Annotated in this window: 13 protein-coding genes; 4 read left to right on the forward strand and 9 right to left on the reverse strand. The window is 68.5% G+C overall.

Annotation, left to right across the window (positions count from 1 at the left end; translation table 11 throughout):
• The first annotated feature begins 141 nt into the window (after window positions 1-141).
• Complete coding sequence (locus ACLBX9_RS06710; RefSeq protein WP_010684162.1) at window positions 142-615, forward strand: SRPBCC family protein; 474 nt, start codon at window positions 142-144, stop codon at window positions 613-615.
• 100 nt (window positions 616-715) lie between these two features.
• Complete coding sequence (locus ACLBX9_RS06715) at window positions 716-1429, forward strand: hypothetical protein (protein ID WP_447718358.1); 714 nt, start codon at window positions 716-718, stop codon at window positions 1427-1429.
• Window positions 1430-1473: 44 nt separating this feature from the next.
• Here ACLBX9_RS06715 and ACLBX9_RS06720 read toward each other — a convergent pair whose 3' ends face one another.
• The 5 genes from ACLBX9_RS06720 to ACLBX9_RS06740 form a co-directional block, all read right to left on the reverse strand.
• Window positions 1474-1860 (reverse strand): hypothetical protein, encoded by a 387-nt coding sequence (locus ACLBX9_RS06720; RefSeq protein WP_010684164.1) that lies wholly within the window; start codon window positions 1858-1860, stop codon window positions 1474-1476.
• Between the two features lie 293 nt (window positions 1861-2153).
• The gene (locus tag ACLBX9_RS06725; RefSeq protein WP_010684165.1) at window positions 2154-2849 is read right to left on the reverse strand and encodes a VIT1/CCC1 transporter family protein; all 696 of its coding nucleotides are present in this window, start codon (window positions 2847-2849) and stop codon (window positions 2154-2156) included.
• A 536-nt stretch (window positions 2850-3385) separates the two neighbouring features.
• Window positions 3386-6550: an efflux RND transporter permease subunit gene (locus tag ACLBX9_RS06730; protein WP_447718359.1), complete on the reverse strand. Its 3165-nt coding sequence runs from the start codon at window positions 6548-6550 to the stop codon at window positions 3386-3388.
• A 9-nt stretch (window positions 6551-6559) separates the two neighbouring features.
• Entirely contained in the window at window positions 6560-7906 is a 1347-nt protein-coding gene (locus ACLBX9_RS06735; protein WP_447718360.1) for an efflux RND transporter periplasmic adaptor subunit, read from the reverse strand.
• Window positions 7907-7961: 55 nt separating this feature from the next.
• Entirely contained in the window at window positions 7962-8159 is a 198-nt protein-coding gene (locus ACLBX9_RS06740) for a polyhydroxyalkanoate synthesis regulator DNA-binding domain-containing protein (RefSeq protein WP_447718361.1), read from the reverse strand.
• Window positions 8160-8405: 246 nt separating this feature from the next.
• Between ACLBX9_RS06740 and ACLBX9_RS06745 the strand changes: the two genes are divergently transcribed.
• Complete coding sequence (locus ACLBX9_RS06745; RefSeq protein WP_447718362.1) at window positions 8406-9083, forward strand: response regulator transcription factor; 678 nt, start codon at window positions 8406-8408, stop codon at window positions 9081-9083.
• Complete coding sequence (locus ACLBX9_RS06750; RefSeq protein ID WP_447718363.1) at window positions 9076-10461, forward strand: ATP-binding protein; 1386 nt, start codon at window positions 9076-9078, stop codon at window positions 10459-10461. The genes ACLBX9_RS06745 and ACLBX9_RS06750 overlap by 8 nt, the downstream gene beginning before the upstream one ends.
• Before the next feature lie 492 nt (window positions 10462-10953).
• On the opposite strand, the gene ACLBX9_RS06755 is transcribed toward ACLBX9_RS06750, so the two are convergent.
• From ACLBX9_RS06755 to ACLBX9_RS06770, 4 genes are all read right to left on the reverse strand, one after another.
• Window positions 10954-11877, reverse strand: a complete 924-nt coding sequence (locus ACLBX9_RS06755) for a hypothetical protein (protein ID WP_447718364.1) — start codon at window positions 11875-11877, stop codon at window positions 10954-10956.
• 246 nt (window positions 11878-12123) lie between these two features.
• Entirely contained in the window at window positions 12124-15312 is a 3189-nt protein-coding gene (locus tag ACLBX9_RS06760; RefSeq protein ID WP_447718404.1) for an efflux RND transporter permease subunit, read from the reverse strand.
• Between the two features lie 139 nt (window positions 15313-15451).
• The gene (locus ACLBX9_RS06765) at window positions 15452-16621 is read right to left on the reverse strand and encodes an efflux RND transporter periplasmic adaptor subunit (protein WP_447718405.1); all 1170 of its coding nucleotides are present in this window, start codon (window positions 16619-16621) and stop codon (window positions 15452-15454) included.
• A gap of 64 nt (window positions 16622-16685) precedes the next feature.
• Entirely contained in the window at window positions 16686-17003 is a 318-nt protein-coding gene (locus tag ACLBX9_RS06770; protein ID WP_244625548.1) for a hypothetical protein, read from the reverse strand.
• Window positions 17004-17383 lie beyond the last annotated feature (380 nt).

A 17383-nucleotide genomic window follows, 5' to 3' on the forward strand; every position in this document is an offset into this window, starting at 1 on the left:
ACCGGGTCCCAGGGGCCTGGCCGTCCCGCGAAGGCCCTCGTTCACCGATCCGTGGGTGGGAATGTTCGGCCCGATGCCGCGCGCTACCTTGGCGGAATCCCCGCGAAGGGGCGAACGACGACATCTTTGAGGAAACGCCAGATGCTGAAGACTATCGTGCCTGTCGTGGCTCTTGCCTCCGTGCTCGCCACGCCGGCCCTCGCCCTGGAAGTCACGAAGACCGCGACCGTCGCGGCCTCACCGGACACCGTCTGGAAAACCATCGGCGGGTTCTGCGGCATCGGCGATTGGCACCCCGTCATCGAGAAGTGCGTGCTCTCGAAGAAGGGCGGCAAGGAGGAGCGCACCCTGTCCCTGAAGGGCGGCGGGACCATCGTGGAGGAGGAGCAGTCCCGCAACGACAAGAAGATGGACTACACCTACACGATCCTCTCGGGCCCGCTGCCGGTGCAGGACTACAAGTCGACCATCAGGGTGGAGAAGGACGGCAGCGGATCGAAGGTCACCTGGACCGGCACCTTCAAGGCCAAGGGTGCGCCGGACGACAAGGCCCAGGAGGCGATCGCGGGCGTCTACGACGCGGGCCTGAAGGGCATCGCCGACAAGGCCAAGTAACCGCGCCAGCGGGTCAGGGCGGCCCCCGCCTCGCCGTCGGGGCGGGGCACGCCTCGGGCAACACGTCACCTCCGTCGGGACAGCGCGGGAACGGCCAGGCATGCGACAGGTGAAGTTCAGGCTGATCGAGCCTGGGTTGCGACCCCGGCGCACGCGTCTCGAGATTCCCGGCTGGGCCGGCAAGGCCGAACCCCGGGCAGATGGCTCACAGGAATATGCCTGGCACTGCATTCCCTTCTCGGAGGCGGCCAAGGGCGGGATCGAGCTGTTCTACCCCTACGAAGCCGAGCTGCGGGTCAGCACGCGGGACGGCAAGCTGGCCTTCGAGGGCGATTTCGGCGAGTCGCCCGAGCCAGGCCTGCAGTGGCCGCCGTTCCGGAGCTTCGGCGACGCCTACTACACCTACCAGATCCTCATAGACCTCAAGGTTGAGGAAGGCTGGGCGATCAAGACCGAGACGCATCCGCGCTTCTACACCGACCGGACGGGAACCGTGCCGGTCGCGGTTCCGGCCCTCCTGAGGCACTGGTGGCCGATGATGTACTTCATGGTGTTCAAGGCTCCCGACGAGGGCCAGACCCACGTCTTCCGCAAGGACGAGCCATTCATGCAGGTGAGCATCGTTCCGGCCGAGGCTGATTTCGAACTCGTGCGGATGTCCGAGGCGGAGGCGGCCGAGCGCGAGCTGCAGTCGCGGCGCATCTACGCGAGCCGCCAGACTCTGTCGGCCGATACCCAATGGACCTCAGCGACCAATACGGTTTTCGACGGCACCTACAGGCGAATTCTGGGCGCCGCGAAGAGCTCCCGCTGAGACGCGTCGCGACGGGAGCCCTGTCCCGCCCCGACGCGGCGTGCTCAGTAGCCGTAGGGCACGAAGTACCCGTGGTGATGATGGTGATGGTGGTGGTACCGCCGGTAGTACCGGTGGTGATGATGGTGATGGTGATGATAAAACGGCCGGAAGAACCGGTGGTGATGGTGATGGTGGTGATAGTAGTATTGAGCCTGCTGAACGGTAGCCTCGCCGTCGGAGGCGGCCGGTAGGAGTTCGGCCTTCGCGGCCGCCTCGTCGGACTCCCTCAGGAGCGCTACCGCATCCGGGATGGGCTTGAGCAGGTCTCCGTAACTCTCGACCTGCATGGCCTCCCTCAGTCCGGTCGGGGCGGGCATGGCGGCCTGCGCCGGGTCGGCAGCGGCCAGGAGCGTGACCGCTCCGATCAGGCCAGCGACTGTCTTGTCCATCGACGGGATCCTTTCTCCACTGCGCGGCCCGCCACCCCGCAAGGGTCCCGGACATGAGCGCCGCCGGAAACACCACGCGTCGGCGAGCCGTTCCGGTTCGAAGCAGCCCGATCAATCACATCTCCGGCATGAGCGACGAAGTGCTTGACGATACTTATGAAGAGAACCGGCAAGGCAGGATGAAATGGATTTCAGTTGATTTTATCAGCCATCCACGTCTCAGGCGTGACGCAGAACTCAGGCTCCGGGATCCTGCGGTGCCAAAGCGGCCTTGCCGCGGCCCGAGGTAGCAATCAGACGGCCCTGCCGACCAAGCTTCCGATACCGGCCGTCACGGCCATGGCCAGCACGCCCCAGAACGTCACGCGCGCCGTGGCCCGCGCGACGGGGGCGCCGCCCGCCTTGGCGCCGAGCGCCCCGAGCACCGCTAGGAACACCAACGAGGCCCCGGACACCGTGTAGACCGCGAGACTGCCAGGCGAGAGCGCCGCGGCCGTCAGCGGCAGGGCTGCACCGGCCGAGAACGTCGCCGCCGAGGTCAGCGCGGCCTGGACCGGGCGCGCCGTGGTGACCTCCGAGATGCCGAGCTCGTCGCGGGCGTGGGCGCCCAGCGCGTCTTTCGCCATGAGTTGCTCGGCGACCTGAAGCGCCAGCGCATGGTCGAGACCGCGGTCAACGTAGATCCGGGCCAGTTCCTCCCGCTCCGCCGCCGGGTCGTCGGTCAGTTCGCGACGCTCGCGAGCGAGGTCGGCCTGCTCGGTGTCAGCCTGGGAGCTCACGGAGACGTACTCGCCCGCCGCCATCGACATCGCGCCCGCCACGAGGCCGGCGCTGCCCGCGACCAGGATCTCGCCCGTGTTGGCGGCGGAGGCGGCGACGCCCACGATCAGGCTTGCGGTGGAAACGAGGCCGTCGTTGGCGCCGAGCACGGCGGCGCGCAGCCAGCCGATACGGTCGATGAGATGCCTTTCGGCGTGGACGGGGCGCATGGTCGTCAGTATCTCCAGGGTGGCGTTTGACTCAGCACGGCGTCGTGCCGGAGGCCGTGAGGGACGAGGACGGCAGCCGCGTGGAACACGCCTGCTCGGCGGGCTCACGATGCCGTGCCTCAACCGTGCGATCCGTCATGAGTTCGCGCGCTTCTCTGCGGTTCGACTGACGGCCGGCTCATCGTCGGCCAAGCGCGAACAACCGTTTCCAAAGGGACGGTCAAGGGCCCGCATGCCGGGCGGTTCACGGCGCGCGCGCCGCCCAGCCGGGTGCGGGTGCGGGCGATGCGGGGGGCGAACCTGACGACGACCGTCCCGGTGATCCGGCACGACACGTACGACCGTCCGGTCGCGGGGGCCAAGCCCAGGGTCGAGGGCCTGCAGATGGCGATCGTGACGGATCCGCCGGGCGAGGAGACCCACCGCGGCGAGTTCGGGCGGGTGAAGGTGCGCTTTCCCTGGGAGTGGCTCAAGCGGGCCTCGTCGCGAGATGGGTTGGCCGTCCCGGCCCGGAGCGAACCCGGCCTTGACCGCGCTCATCCATCGGCACCTTCCCGCGCATGCTGGTGGCGCGGCGAAGGCCGTCGCTCCTGCACTGCGCCGCCTCGCGAACCACCGAAGGGCAGACGCAACGCCGCGACCACCGGGTAGACCGCCGGCAGGACCACGAGGGTCAGGAGCGTCGCGGAGATCAGCCCGCCGATCACCACGGTGGCCAGCGGGCGCTGCACCTCGGCCCCCGCGCTGGTCGAGAGGGCCATCGGCAGGAAGCCCAGCGCCGCGACGAGTGCGGTCATCATCACCGGACGCAGGCGCATCTCCGCCGCACGGGTCGCGGCCTCTCTCGGGTCGAGGCCGGAGCCTTCGAGGTCGCGGATGTAGCTCGTCAGCACCACACCGTTCAGGATCGCGATGCCGAAGGTCGCGATGAAGCCGATCGCCGCCGAGATCGAGAACGGCATGGCCCGCAGGGCCAGCGCCAGGATACCGCCCGTGGCCGCCATCGGCACGTTGAGGAAGATCAGGCCGGCGAGCCGGATGTCGCCGAACATCACGACGAGGAGGACGAGGATCCCCGCCAGGGCTGCAGGCACCACAACCGAGAGGCGCGCCGTCGCCTCCTGCAGGTTCTGGTATTGGCCGCTCCATTGCAGCGCATAGCGCGGCGGCAGTTTCACTTGGTCGGACACGGCCTTCTGCGCGGCATCGACGAAGCTCTGCACGTCCCGGCCCCGGACGTTGGCCTGGATCGAGATCCGCCGCTGCAGCCGTTCCCGGCTGATCTGTGCCGGGCCGGAGGTGACGTCCACCGAGGCCACCATCGCGAGCGGCACCGTCATCGAAGAGCCGTTCTCCTTTCCCGGCCGGCCCACCGGCAGGGCGCGGATGCGCTCGATGTCGCTGCGGTCCGCCGGATCGAGCCGGACGACGATATCCGTGATGGCGTTGTCGTCGCCGTAGACCATCCCGGCGTTGCGTCCGCCGATGCTCTCGACCACGTCGAGCACGTCCGAGACGTTGATCCCGTAGCGCGCGGCCCGCGCGCGGTCGACCTGGATCGAGAGGGCCGGCATCCCGGCCTGCGCCTCGGCCTTCACGTCGGCCGCACCCTGGAGTCCCGACACCACCCGCACGATGGAATCGGCCGTGTCTCTCAGGACCTTGAGGTCGTCACCGTAGAGGCTGATCGCGACGTCGCCGCGCACGCCCTCCAGCAGGTCGTCCATCCGCATCTGGATCGGCTGCGAGAAGCTGTAGGAGACGCCCGGCACGTCCTCCCGGAGGCGCTTGTCGAAGGCCGCGACGAGACCCTCCTGGCTGTCGGCGGTCGTCCAGGTGGAGGGATCGGCGAGGGTTATGAAGCTGTCGGTCGATTCGACGCCCATCGGATCGGTCGGGATCTCGGCGCTGCCGGTGAGGGAGACGATCCGCTTCACCTCGGGGAAGGATTTCAGCACCCGCTCGATCCGGGTCACCGTGGCGAGTGAGGCGTCCAGCGAGATGCCGGGCAACTTCTCCGATGTGATGACGATCGAGCCTTCCGACAGCTTCGGCAGGAATTCGCCCCCGAGCCGCGTGGCCACCACGCAGGAGCCGGCGAACAGGGTGAGCACCGTGATCACGGTCACGAGCACGTGCCGTTCGGCCCAGCGCAGCACGGGCGTGTAGGCGCCGCGCACGGCGTGGACGAGGCGCGTCTCGCGCTCGCCGATCCCGCGTCCGGAGAGGAAGATCGCCGCGAGCGCCGGCATCAGGGTCAGGGTGACGATCAGCGAGGAGCCGAGCGCCAGGATCACCGTGAGCGCCATCGGAGCGAACATCTTGCCCGCGACGCCCTCGAGGGCGAGAATCGGCACGTAGACGATGATGATGATCGCCACCGCGAAGATCACCGGGCGGGCCACCTCGGCGGCGGCGTCGCGGATGAGGTCGTGGGCCGGGCGGTCCGGGTGCTCGCCCCGGGCACGGAGCACGTTCTCGATCATCACCACGGCGCCGTCGACGATCAGCCCGAAATCGATCGCCCCGAGGCTCATCAGGTTGCCCGACAGGCCGAGCAGCCGCATCCCGGCGAAGGCCATCAGCATCGAGAGCGGGATCGCGGCGGCGACGATCAGCCCGGCGCGCAGGTTGCCGAGCAGCAGGAGCAGGACCACGATCACCAGCACCGCCCCTTCGAGGAGATTGTGCTCCACCGTGTGGATCGTGCGGTCCACGAGGGCGCTGCGGTCGTAATAGGGGACGATCTCGACTCCCTGCGGAAGCTGCTTGCGCAGATCCGCGACCGTCTTCTTCACCTCCTCGACAACCGCGCTGGCATTTCCGCCGTAGCGCATGAGCGCGATGCCGACGACCGTCTCACCCTGCGCATCGTGGGTGACGGCGCCGAGCCTGACCTTAGGAGCCTCCTGCACCGTGCCCAGCGTCCCGAGCGTGACGGGCACGCCGCCGGGCCTCGTCGCCACGACGATGTTGGCGATGTCCTCCGGGCCCTTGGCGAGGCCGAGGCCGCGGATCGTCTCCTGCTGATCGTTATGCTCGATGTAGGCGCCGCCGCGGGCGGCGTTGTTCTCGGCGAGCGCCGTGTAGACCTGGGCCAGGGTCACACCGTAGCGGCGCAGCGCTTCCGCCGAGACGCGGACCTCGTCGGTCGGCATCTGGCCGCCGTAGATGTTCACATCGGCGATCCCGGGGGTCAGCTTCAGCTTCGGCGCGATGGTCCATTGCAGGATGCGCTTCAGCTGCATCGGCGTGTAGGCCGGTCCGCGCAACTCGAACTGGTAAATCTCGCCGAGGCCGGTCGCCATCGGGCCCATCTGCGGGTCGCCGACTCCCGCCGGCATCAGGCTCTTGGCCTGGGGCAGGCGCTGGAACACCTCCGCCCGCGCCGCCGTGACCGGGACGGATTCGTCGAAGGTGACGTAGACCGCCGAGACCCCGGCCCGCGAGGTCGAGCGGACGCTGGAGAGCCCCGGAGCGCCGGCCATGGCGCTCTCGACCGGGAATGTGACGAGCCGCTCGACCTCCAGGGGGCCGAGACCCGGCGAAAGGGTGAGAACCATCACCTGCTTCGGCGAGATGTCCGGCACCGCGTCGATGGAGAGCCCGTCGAGATTGGCGACCCCGCCGGCCGCCGCCGCGAGGGCGATCATCAGAACCAGGAACCGGCGGCGGACCAGCAGGGCGAACCAGCTCCTCATCGCCGCCCCTCAATCCGTCGAGCCGAGGAGGCCGCGCAGCAGAATGGCTTTGAGGTCGAAGCTGCCCGCAGTCGCGACCGTCTCGCCCGCCGCCACCCCGTGGCGCACTTCCACCCAATCCGAGCGCTGGATGCCGAGCGTCAGGGAGCGCCGCTCGAACTGATCGGGGGCCTTGCGCACGAAGGCGATCGGGCCGCCTTCCGTCTGCTGCACGGCGGCCGCCGGGATGGTCGCACCGTCGCGGCCGAGATCGGCGGTGACCGTGACGGAGACGAACTGGTTGGCGCGCAGCAGATCCTGCGGGTTGTCGAGCTCGATCCGCGCGGGGGCGGTATTCGTCGCCGGATCGAGGGCCGCGTTGACCGAGCGGACATGGCCCTCGAAGGCCGGATGACCGGGCATCGGGCTCTCCACCGAGGCCGTGTCGCCCGCCTTAACCCGGGCAATGTCAGCCCCGTAAAGGTGTGCCAGCACGACGACGCGGGCAGGATCGGCCACCGTGAAGGCGTCCCGCCCGGTGTCGACCACTTCGCCCAGCGTGATGCCGACGCTCGTCACCACGCCGCTGATCGGCGTGATCACGGCGCTGGTGCCGGGCGCGGCGCCTTCGGCCGGGGCGAGGCGCTGGTACTGGGCCCGGTAGAGGTCGGCATTCGCCTGCGCCGACTTCACGGCCGCTTGCGCTTTGGCGAGATCGACCTGACGCCGCTCGACCTCGGCCTGGGCGACGCCGCCGAACTTCAGCTGCTCCAGTCCGCGCTTCACCTGCAGCGCGGCCACCGCTTCGGAGGCCTGTGCCTCCCCTAGCGCGGCCTGCGCAGCCTGCAGCCCGTTGCGGGCGTCGAGGATGCCGCCGGCGTCGAGGGTCGCGAGGGTCTGGCCGGCCGCGACCCTGTCGCCGGGCTGGACCGCGAGGCTCAGAACCCGCCCCTGCGTGCGCGGCTTGAGATGCGTGACCCGCCGCTCATCGAAGGCGACGGTGCCGGGGGCACGCACCGGCAGCATGATGCGGCGGGTCTTAGCTTGACCGAAGGAGAGGCCAATCCGTTTCTGGCCGGCCTCGTCGAGGGTGACGAGATCGGCATTCGCCGGGGCGTCGTCGGGCTTGTCCGCCTTCGCATCGGAGGCCGCCGGGAGCGGAGCGAGACCGAGCGCGTCGAGGACCGGTCCACGATAGCTCCAGCCCGCGAGGGCCGCCGCGGCGGCCAGCACGACCAGGGTGAGGAGCGTCCCCGGCGCCCAGCTTCGCCGCACGACCGGAGACGGCGGTGGAGCGGCATCGCGCTCCGGGCGGTCGTTGTCGGTCGACTCCGCGGTCTCGGCATGGCGCGCGGACGACTCGGCATTCAGCGACATGGACAGGAGGGCGGCCGACCGGGCGGGACGGAGGCCGCGGATGTGAGAACAGGGCTCATGCGTCGAAGCCCGAGGGAAGAATCTCGTCGCTGACGTAGCGCCCGGTCTCGACCTCGCGGATCACCACCTCGAAGCCCTCGACGCGCAGTTCCCGCAACTGCTCGACGCTGACATAGGTCCGGGTCTCGACGTCGTAGAGCCGTCTCTGGGCGTAGCGATTGATAAGGCGGCGGGGCCGCCGCTTCCGAGGCATGGGCGACACTCCCTCAGCGACTGGGGATTGCGTCGGATGCGGCGAAGCCGCGAGGCGAGAACGACATCGGAGAGCCCGGCAAAGTATCGCCCCCCGCCCGGGACGAGCCTGAGGTACGTGCTAGAGTCATTCTAATGTGGGACGAGGCCAATGAGACGCCACTAAATTCGGGTTCACAATCGTTTCCCCGCGCAGACCGCCGGGCCGACATGCGACACAACGGGATGGTGGGGAGGAACGCGCGGCGTGGCGAGGCTGCTGCTGATCGAGGATGACGGAGACACGGCCGGGGACGTGCTCGACGACCTGCGCGGGCGCGGCCACGAGGTCGCCTGGGCGACGAACGGACCGGATGGAGCGAAGGCAGCGCGGGAGGCCAGCTGGGACGCGATCATCCTCGACCGGATGTTGCCGGGCCAGGACGGGCTCGGCGTGCTGCAGGATCTGCGCCGGGACGGCGACCGGACCCCGGCCCTCGTCCTCAGTGCCCTGGGTGACGTGGACGAGCGCATCCGCGGCCTCCGGGCCGGCGGCGACGACTATCTCGCCAAGCCCTTCGCCCTCGGGGAGCTGGCCGCACGGATCGAGGCTCTGCTTCGCCGCCCGGTCGACAGCCGGGAGACGCTCCTGCGGGTCGGAAGCCTGGAGGTCGACCTCATCGCCGGGACCGGTCGGCGCGGCGCCCGCGACCTCGACCTGCTACCCCGCGAACTCAAGCTGCTCGCCTACCTGATGCGCTCGCCCGGCCGGATCGTCACCCGGGCGATGCTGTTCGAGGAGGTCTGGAACTACCGGTTCACGCCGAAATCGAACCTCATCGACGTCCATCTCGGCCGCCTCCGCCGGAAGCTGGAGGCGGCGGGGGAGGCGCCGCTGATCCAGAACGTCCGCGGCGTCGGCTTCACCCTCACCCCCGATGACTGATTTCTGGAGCTCGACCACCCTGCGCTGGGCGCTGGGGATTGCCCTGTGGTCGGTGCTTCTCGCGCTGACGATGTTCGCCTTCATCTACTGGCAGACGGCGTCCTACCTGCGGGAGGAACTCGCCGAGACTCTGCAGCTCGAAGTCCGCGCCGCCGCCGCCGACCCCGCCGCCACGGCTTTGCGGGTCGAGACCTGGACGGCCATGGACCCGCACGCGCGACATTACGGTGGCCTGTTCGGGCCCGACGGGACGCGCCGCGCCGGCAACCTCGACAGGGTGCCGGCGGGCCTGCCTCAAGACGGCGACGCCTACCGCGTGAACGCCACGGTGGAGGTCGGGGGCCGCAGCCTTGCCGACGAGATCTGGGCGGCGGCCCTGGCGCTGCCCGGCGGCGGCACGGTGGTGATTGCCCACGACACCGACGACATCGACAAGGTCCGGGCTACGACCCTGCGGGCGTTGGGCCTCGGCCTCGTGCCGATGCTGGCGCTCTCCGGGATTGGCGGGATTGTCCTCGCCCGCCGGGGCCGCAGGCGGCTCGCCGCGACCGAGGCGGCGCTCGCCGAGGTGACGCGCGGCAACCTCGGCAAGCGCTTGCCGGTCGGGAGCCGGGGCGACGAGTTCGACCGGCTCGCCGCGAACGTGAACCGGATGCTCGACGAGATCGAGCACTTGATGGGCGAGGTCCGCAGCGTCGGCGATGCCGTCGCCCACGACCTGCGCACGCCGCTCACCCGCTTGCGAGCCCGGCTGGAGCGCAGCCGGGCGCAGGCCAGGACGGTCGCGGAGTTTCATGAGGCGATCGACCAAGGCCTCGCCTGGATCGACCAGACGCTCGCCATGGTCACCGCCGTGCTGCGGATCGGCGCGATGGAGGAGGGCCGCAGGATTGCCTTCGCCCCGGTCGATCTCGCCGAGTTGGCCGCCACGGCGGTCGATTTCTTCGAGCCCGAAGCCGAGGAGAAAGGCGTCCGCCTCGTGCTTGCGGTCAGGGAGGGGCGGCACGCCGTTCAGGGGGATCGAGACCTCTGCTTCGAGGCCCTGTCGAACCTCATCGACAACGCCGTGAAGTTCACCCCTCCTGGCGGTGCCGTGCGCGTCGAGGTCGCCTGCACCAGCCAAGCCGTCGAGGTGGCTGTGGAGGATACCGGCCCGGGCCTACCGGTCACCGAGCACGATAAGGTCTTCCGACGCTTTTACCGCGCCGAGATGTCCCGCCAAACCCCTGGCAACGGACTTGGCCTGAGCCTAGTGGCTGCCATCGCCAAGCTTCACGACGCAACCGTGCGTGTCCGCGCGGCAAAGGAGTGTGGTTGCCGGTTCACGATGACTTTCTCGACGTCGGCGACCGGCTACCGAACGCTCCCTGCTGATTGAATCAATTTGACGGAATGTCCCGTTTCATATCGCTTGAACGAGCGCCTCGTCACGACTTACCGGCTCTTCGGCTGACAGGCTTGCGCAGCGAAAAGCGGTGCGGCTGTGTCCGCCTTCCTGGCCCTGCCATCTCCAAAGGAACAGTCTCAAATCTACCCAGAGCGATCATCAGCCATGAGCTCAGCGAAAATTGTCTGGTGCCAATAGTATGCGATCTGCGCTCTATGGGACGATGTCTTGCATAATCGGTATCTATTTGTTGATGTCACAGGCAGACGATACGCATCAAGTACCAATGAGATGTTGTAAGATGATGGATTTTAGGACATCTCAGGAGGTTGCGCGTCTCGCCGCCAGTCTCTTCTTCGATGTGCCCGAAGACCGGAGTGTCGACCGTCTTGCGAAAACCGCAGGCAGCGGCGTGGGGATGGTGTCGCCTCCGCAAGGCGCGCGGGCAAATTTGCAGTTGCCCGACATGGGCCCGGGTCGCGATTAGAAACTGTACCCCACGCGCAATCGCATCTGATGGCGGTCGAAGCTCGTCAGGTCGAGCGGGCCGGGCTCGCCCATCGCCTGCCCGGCGGCCTGAAAGCTCCACGTGAACGAGGCCCAGGCCTGAGTTGACAGGGTCGTGTAGGCCGTCGGTCCGAGATACACGGCCTCGCCCGCGAACCGGTCGAACACCAGACCGTCGTAGGTCCGGGCGTACCGAGCCTCGCCGCCGAGGAAGAGGCCGGGCCGGACGCAATAGGCCAGCGCCCCCGCCACCTCGATCCCCGATCCGCGCACGGGCGCGTCCATCACGGTCAGCCGCGTCGTCGAGAGCGCGAAGCCGACATTGACGGCGGCGATCAGCTTGCCGGGGATGATCTCGCGGTCCGCCAGCAGGCCGATCTCGGTGCCGAAGCTGCGCGCCGGCACGCCCGACCCGCCGTCGACGGTGCCGTAGCCGGGCACGAGGTTGAGGGTCAGGCCGAAGGGGGCCGTCCGGCGATCCATCAGGCGCACCCGGGTCTCGAGGAAGCCGCCGTTGAAGCCGCCCGTGGTCCGGGCCGGGGTGCCGGGCGCGCCGATGTCGTAGGCGTTGAAGGTGACGCCCGGGGCCAGGCGGACATCGTGGGTCAGCGGCACCTTCAAGGCCAGGGAGCTGTCGACGGTGAGGAAGCGGGCGACGCGCCTGCCGAGGCGCCCGCTCGTCTCCCATTCCAGCTCCATCTCCCCGGGAACGCCGAGGTCGCTGCCCTCGGTGAAGCCGAACAGATGCTCGCTGTCGAGGTCGCCCGACGTCAGGTTCTCCGCCGCGGTTGGCAGGGACTGGCCCAGCGCTGGTGCCGCGGCCAGTCCGAGCGTCGCGGCGAGCCCGCACAGGACCGATCCCGAGGCCGACAGGCGACCCGAAGCGCCAGTGTGCCGCATAGCCCTGACCCATCTTTATAGCTGATGCTATATCTAATAGGATGGGCGATGCCAGGCCGTCAACTTGGGGAGATCGGGCGGCCTATCGAAGGAGGTCCGGTCGCGGCCCCCGCGCCGTGCGTGTCGGAGGAGGTCCGGTCGCGGCCCCCGCGCCGTGCGTGTCGGAGGAGGCGGCGGCGCGCGCTGGCCGCCGCGCCGGTCGCGAGTCTTGGCGATACGGGGCCGCTCACGCGCCCAAGCTCCGGCTCACGCCCGTCCGGTCTCGGCGGTTGTCCCGGCCGGGGGTGTAGACGCGACGGGCCCGGGCTGCCCCCTGCGCGCGCGGCGCTCCTCGATGCGCTGCAGGATCACGTAGAAGGACGGCACGAAAAGCACCGCCAGGCAGGTCGAGGCGAGCATGCCGCTGAACACCGTGATGCCGATCGACTTGCGCGCCGCGGCGCCGGCACCAGCGGCGGTCACGAGGGGCAGCACGCCGAGGATGAAGGCGAACGAGGTCATCAGGATCGGGCGGAAGCGCAGCCGCGCCGCCTCGACGGCGGCGGCCGTGATGTCGAGGCCGGCCTGCCGCTTCTCGCGGGCGACCTCGACAATCAGGATGGCGTTCTTGCTCGCCAGCGCGATCAGCAGGATCAGGCCGATCTGCGTGTAGAGGTTGTTGGCGACGCCGAGGAGCAGCAGCGCCCCGACCGTGCCGAGCAGCGCCAGCGGCACGCCGAGCAGGACCGCCAGCGGCAGGATCCAGCTCTCGTACTGGCCGGCCAGGACCAGGTAGACGAGGAGGATGGCCAGCGCGAACACGAGGTAGATCTGCGCGCCGACCGCCTTCTCCTGGTACGACATCGCCGTCCAGTCGTAGCCCGTGCCCGGCGGGAGCACCTTGGCGGCGATCTGCTGCATCAGGTCCAGCGCCTGCCCGGAGCTGAAGCCCGGCGCCGCCCCGCCGACGATCGTGGCGGTCGGGTAGAGGTTGTACAGGCTGATCAGGGACGGGCCCTGCACCGTCTTGATCTCCACGACGGTGCCGAGCGGCACCATCACGCCGTTGCCGGCGCGCACCTTCAGGTTCTCGACGTCCTCGGCGCGGAGCCGGTAATCGGGCGCGGCCTGCACGTAGACCTGGAAGGTTCGGCCGAACTTGTTGAACTGCGTAACGTAGGACGACCCGACGTAGCTCGAGAGCGTCGAGAAGACCTGCCCGACCGTCACGCCGAGCGCCTCGGCCTTCACCCGGTCCACGGCGATCGCGATCTGCGGCACGCCCGCCCGGAACGAGGTGTTGAGCTTCCGCAGCCCGGATTGCGAGTTTCCGTCGGCGACGACCGTCCGGGCGAGGCTCTCCAGCAGCGGGTAGTCGAAGTCGCCGTTGCGCAGCTCGATCTGCATGGTGAAGCCGCTGGCGTTGCCGATGCCCTGGATCGGCGGCGGGATCAGCACGAAGGTGGCGGCGTCCTCGACGCCCTCCAGCATCGCGTTGAAGCGCTCGTAGAGGCTGCGCAGATCCTGGCCCTTCTCCTTGGCCCGAGCGTCCCAGTTCTTGAGAACCACGTAGGCGACCCCGGCATTGGGCAGGGTGGCGTTGGAGTCGAGGACCGAGATCCCGCTGATCGACAGAACGTTGTCGACGCCCGGCGTCGCCTTCGCCTGGGCGCTGATCCGCTGCATCACCGCGTCGGTGCGCTCCTTCGAGGCCCCGTCCGGCAACTGGGCGCCGATCAGGACGTAGCCCTGATCCTCGGTGGGCAGGAAGGCGGTGGGCAGGCGGGTCAGCCCCCAGCCGGCGAGCCCGATCAGCAGGAGCGCGACGGCGACCATGAGGCCGCTGCGCCGGACCATGGTGGCGATCAGCCGGGCGTACCAGTTCTCCAAAACGCCGTAGACGCGGTTGAAGCCGCGGTAGAACACGTTCCGCTTCTCCGGTGGCACCGGTTTGCGCAGCCACAGGGCGCACTGGGTCGGCTTCAGGGTGGCGGCGTTGACCGCGCTGATCAGCGCGGTGGCGGCGATCACCAGGGCGAACTGCTTGTAGAGCTGCCCGGTCAGGCCGGGGAGGAACGCGGCCGGCACGAACACCGACATGAGCACCAGGGTGATGCCGATGATCGGGCCGAACAGCTCCTCCATCGCCTTCTCGGCCGCCGCCCGGGGCGACAGTCCCTCGTCGATGTGGTGGGACACCCCCTCGACGATCACGATGGCGTCGTCCACCACGATGCCGATGGCCAGCACGATGGCGAACAGCGTCGAGAGGTTCACGCTGAAGCCCATCGCCGCCATGGCGGCGAAGGCGCCGATGATCGTCACCGGCACCGTCGTCGCCGGCACCAGCATGGCGCGCCAGTCCTGGACGAAGACCAGGATGACGATGAGGACCAGCACGGCCGCCTCGAACAGCGTCCTGTAGACCTCGTGGATCGAGGCCTGCACGAACTCCGTCGTGTCGAACGGGATGGCGTAGACGAGGCCCGACGGGAAGGTCTTCGCGAGCTCGGCCATCCGGGTGCGGACCGCGTTCGCCACCGTCAGCGCGTTCGCCTCGGGCAGCTGGTAGATGCCGATGCCGGCGGCGGGCTGCCCGTTCAGCGTGAACGACTGGCTGTAGGTCTGCGCGCCGAGCTCGACGCGGCCGACGTCGCGCAGGCGGGTGATGCGGCCGCCATCCTGCGCGTCCGCCTTGATGACGATGTTCTCGAAATCCGGGGCGTTGTTGAGCCGTCCGTTGACGTTGAGTGTGTACTGGAAGTCCTGGCCGGCCGGGACCGGCGGCATCCCCACGGCGCCCGCGGTGACCTCCTGGCTCTGCTGCTGCACGATGTTGATGATGGCGTCGGGGGTGAGGCCCCGGGCCTGCACCAGGTCGGGATCCAGCCAGATCCGCATCGCGTACTGGCCGGCGCCGAAGACCGTGACGTTGCCGACGCCGGGCAGCCGGGCCAGCTCGTTCTGCACGTTGATGACGCCGTAATTCGACAGGAACAGGCTGTCGAATTTCCCGTCGCTGGCCGACAGCGTCACGAATTGCAGGACCGCGGTGGACTTCTTCTGGGTCGTGACCCCCTGGACCTGGACCGCCTGCGGCAGCGACGACATCGCGATCGCGACGCGGTTCTGCACCAGCACCTGGGCCTGGTCGCCGTCCGTCCCGATGGCGAAGGTGACCGTGAGCGTGTAGGTGCCGTCGCTCGCGCTGGTCGACTGCATGTAGAGCATGCCCTCGACGCCGTTGACCTGCTGCTCAATCGGCAGCGCCACCGTGTCGACCACCGTGCGCGCGCTCGCGCCCGGATAGCGGGTGGTGACTTGGACCGTCGGCGGCACGACGTTAGGATACTGGGACACCGGCAGGTTGAGCAGCGACACCGCGCCGATCAGCACCATGACCAGGGCCAGCACGTTGGCCAGGACCGGCCGCTCGATGAAGAAGCGCGAGATCATGCCGTAGGCCCTCGGTGCCAGCGTCTCAGGGGCGTCCCACCGCATCGGCGGGCCACGGTTTGGCGGAGGCCGACCCCCGGGCACGGGGAGGATCGGACCCTCGGCCGCGTCGGCGCGGCCGTGTCCCGCGGCCGAGGTCTCACCGCTGGGGCGGCGGCTCGGACGAAGCCTCGGCCACCACCACCTTCTGGGGGGCGACCTTGGCGCCGGGGATCGCCCGCTGGATGCCCTCCGTGACGACCCAGTCGCCGGGCGCGAGCCCCGTCTCGATCACCCGGTAGCGCCCGTCCCGGGGCCCGAGCGTCACCACCCGCTGGGTGACGACGTCGTCGGCGCCGACCGTGAGCACGTAGCTGCCCTGCTGGTTCGTCCCGATGGCGTCGCCGCGGACGAGCAGGGCCTTGTCCTGGCGCCCGACCGGGATCCGGACCCGCACGAACAGGCCCGGGAGGAGCGCGTGGTCGCCGTTCTCGATGAGCGCCCGGGCCATCAGCGTGCCGGTGGACGGATCGACCTGCGGCGCGAGGTAGTCGAGCTTGCCGGCATGTGGATACCCGGTCTCGGTCTGCAGGCCGATCTCCACGGGGATCTTGGACAGGTCGCCCAGCGTCCGGTGGGTCGCGAGCAGATGCTCCTTGACCAGCAGTACCTGCTGCTCGCTGACGTTGAAGTAGACGTAGAGCGGATCGATGCGCACGAGCTGCGCCAGCTTGGTCGGTCCGCTGATGCCGACGAGCGCCCCGACATCCGCGAGGTGATTGGTGACCACGCCGTCGAAGGGCGCGGAGACCTGCGTGTAGCCGAGATTGATGGTGGCGATGTCGAGATTGGCCTGCGCCTCCATCACGGCGGCGCTGGCTTGGTCCTGCTTGGTCTTCGCGTCCTCGACGCGCGCCTGCGAGGCGAATTCCTGCCGCCCCAGCGTAGACTGGCGCTGATACTCGGACTGGGCATTCAGCAGGGCGGCCTGCTGTGCCGCCAGGGCGCCCTGCGCCTGCTTGAGCTGCGCCTCGTAGGTGTTGCGCTGGATGGAGAAGAGCGGCGTGCCCTTCTTCACCACGGCGCCGTCCTTGTAGGTGATCGCCTCCAGGAAGCCCTGGACGCGCGCCTCAAGTTCGACGGCCGCGTACGCCTTGGTGTTGCCCGTGAGTTCGAAGTAGCGCGTCACCGTGCGCAGGGCCGGCTGCGCAACCGAGACGCTGGGCGGCGGCGGCGGCACGTATTGATTTGCGTCGCGACACCCGGCAGCGAGTCCGGCGATCGTCGCCAAGGCGAGAAGATGGACGGATCGGGGAAGCTGCAAAACGATCGGCACGGTCGGCACTCAACCTGAGATCGTCACGGGGAGGCGTTCGGTCTTGGTGCTGCCGCGGTCACTGACCGTCCTCGGCCTTGGCTTCCCGGGCAAGGGTCAAGCACTCGAGCAGGTCGACATAGCTCGGCAGGCCATCGAGCTGTGCTTCGGCGGCACAGCGTGTTCGGTCACCGGCAGGATAGCTGGACCAGCGCTTGGCGACCTCCGCACGCGCCGACGCCTCGTCCTGAAGGCAGAGCTTCTGTCGACCGGCATCGAGGGTCATCTGCTTCGTCGCCGCCTGGCAGCTGCCTCGAACGTCGAACGTCGGCACCCGGTCCGAGACGGGCGTCGTCAGCGTCAGCTGCATCAGTACGGCGGGCACGGCAAACATCATGATCGATCCACCCGCACGTCATGCCGACCGGACAGCCCGGTCGATCCTAGCTGTGGCTTTCCCGACAGATGCCGTATCCTGCGGAAATCCAAATTCGCTGCGCAAGATCGATCTGATTCGGATGCCTATACTATATATGTATCACATCATGCGGGACCTATGTTGCATCAAAATTTGTTATCCACGAGTTTGCACTACGCAAATTTATTGCGATCTGACAAGACATAATTAATGATCGCTGAATCGGCAAAACATACAAGCGTGTATAGATCTAAATCTAATTTGATTGGAATAATTCGCAATGAATATATCGGCGATGAGTGTAAGTTCATAATTGAACGGTGCTCACCCCGCGAAACTGCCGATTGCGTATCGGACCG

This window comes from Methylobacterium sp. A49B (assembly GCF_053346215.1).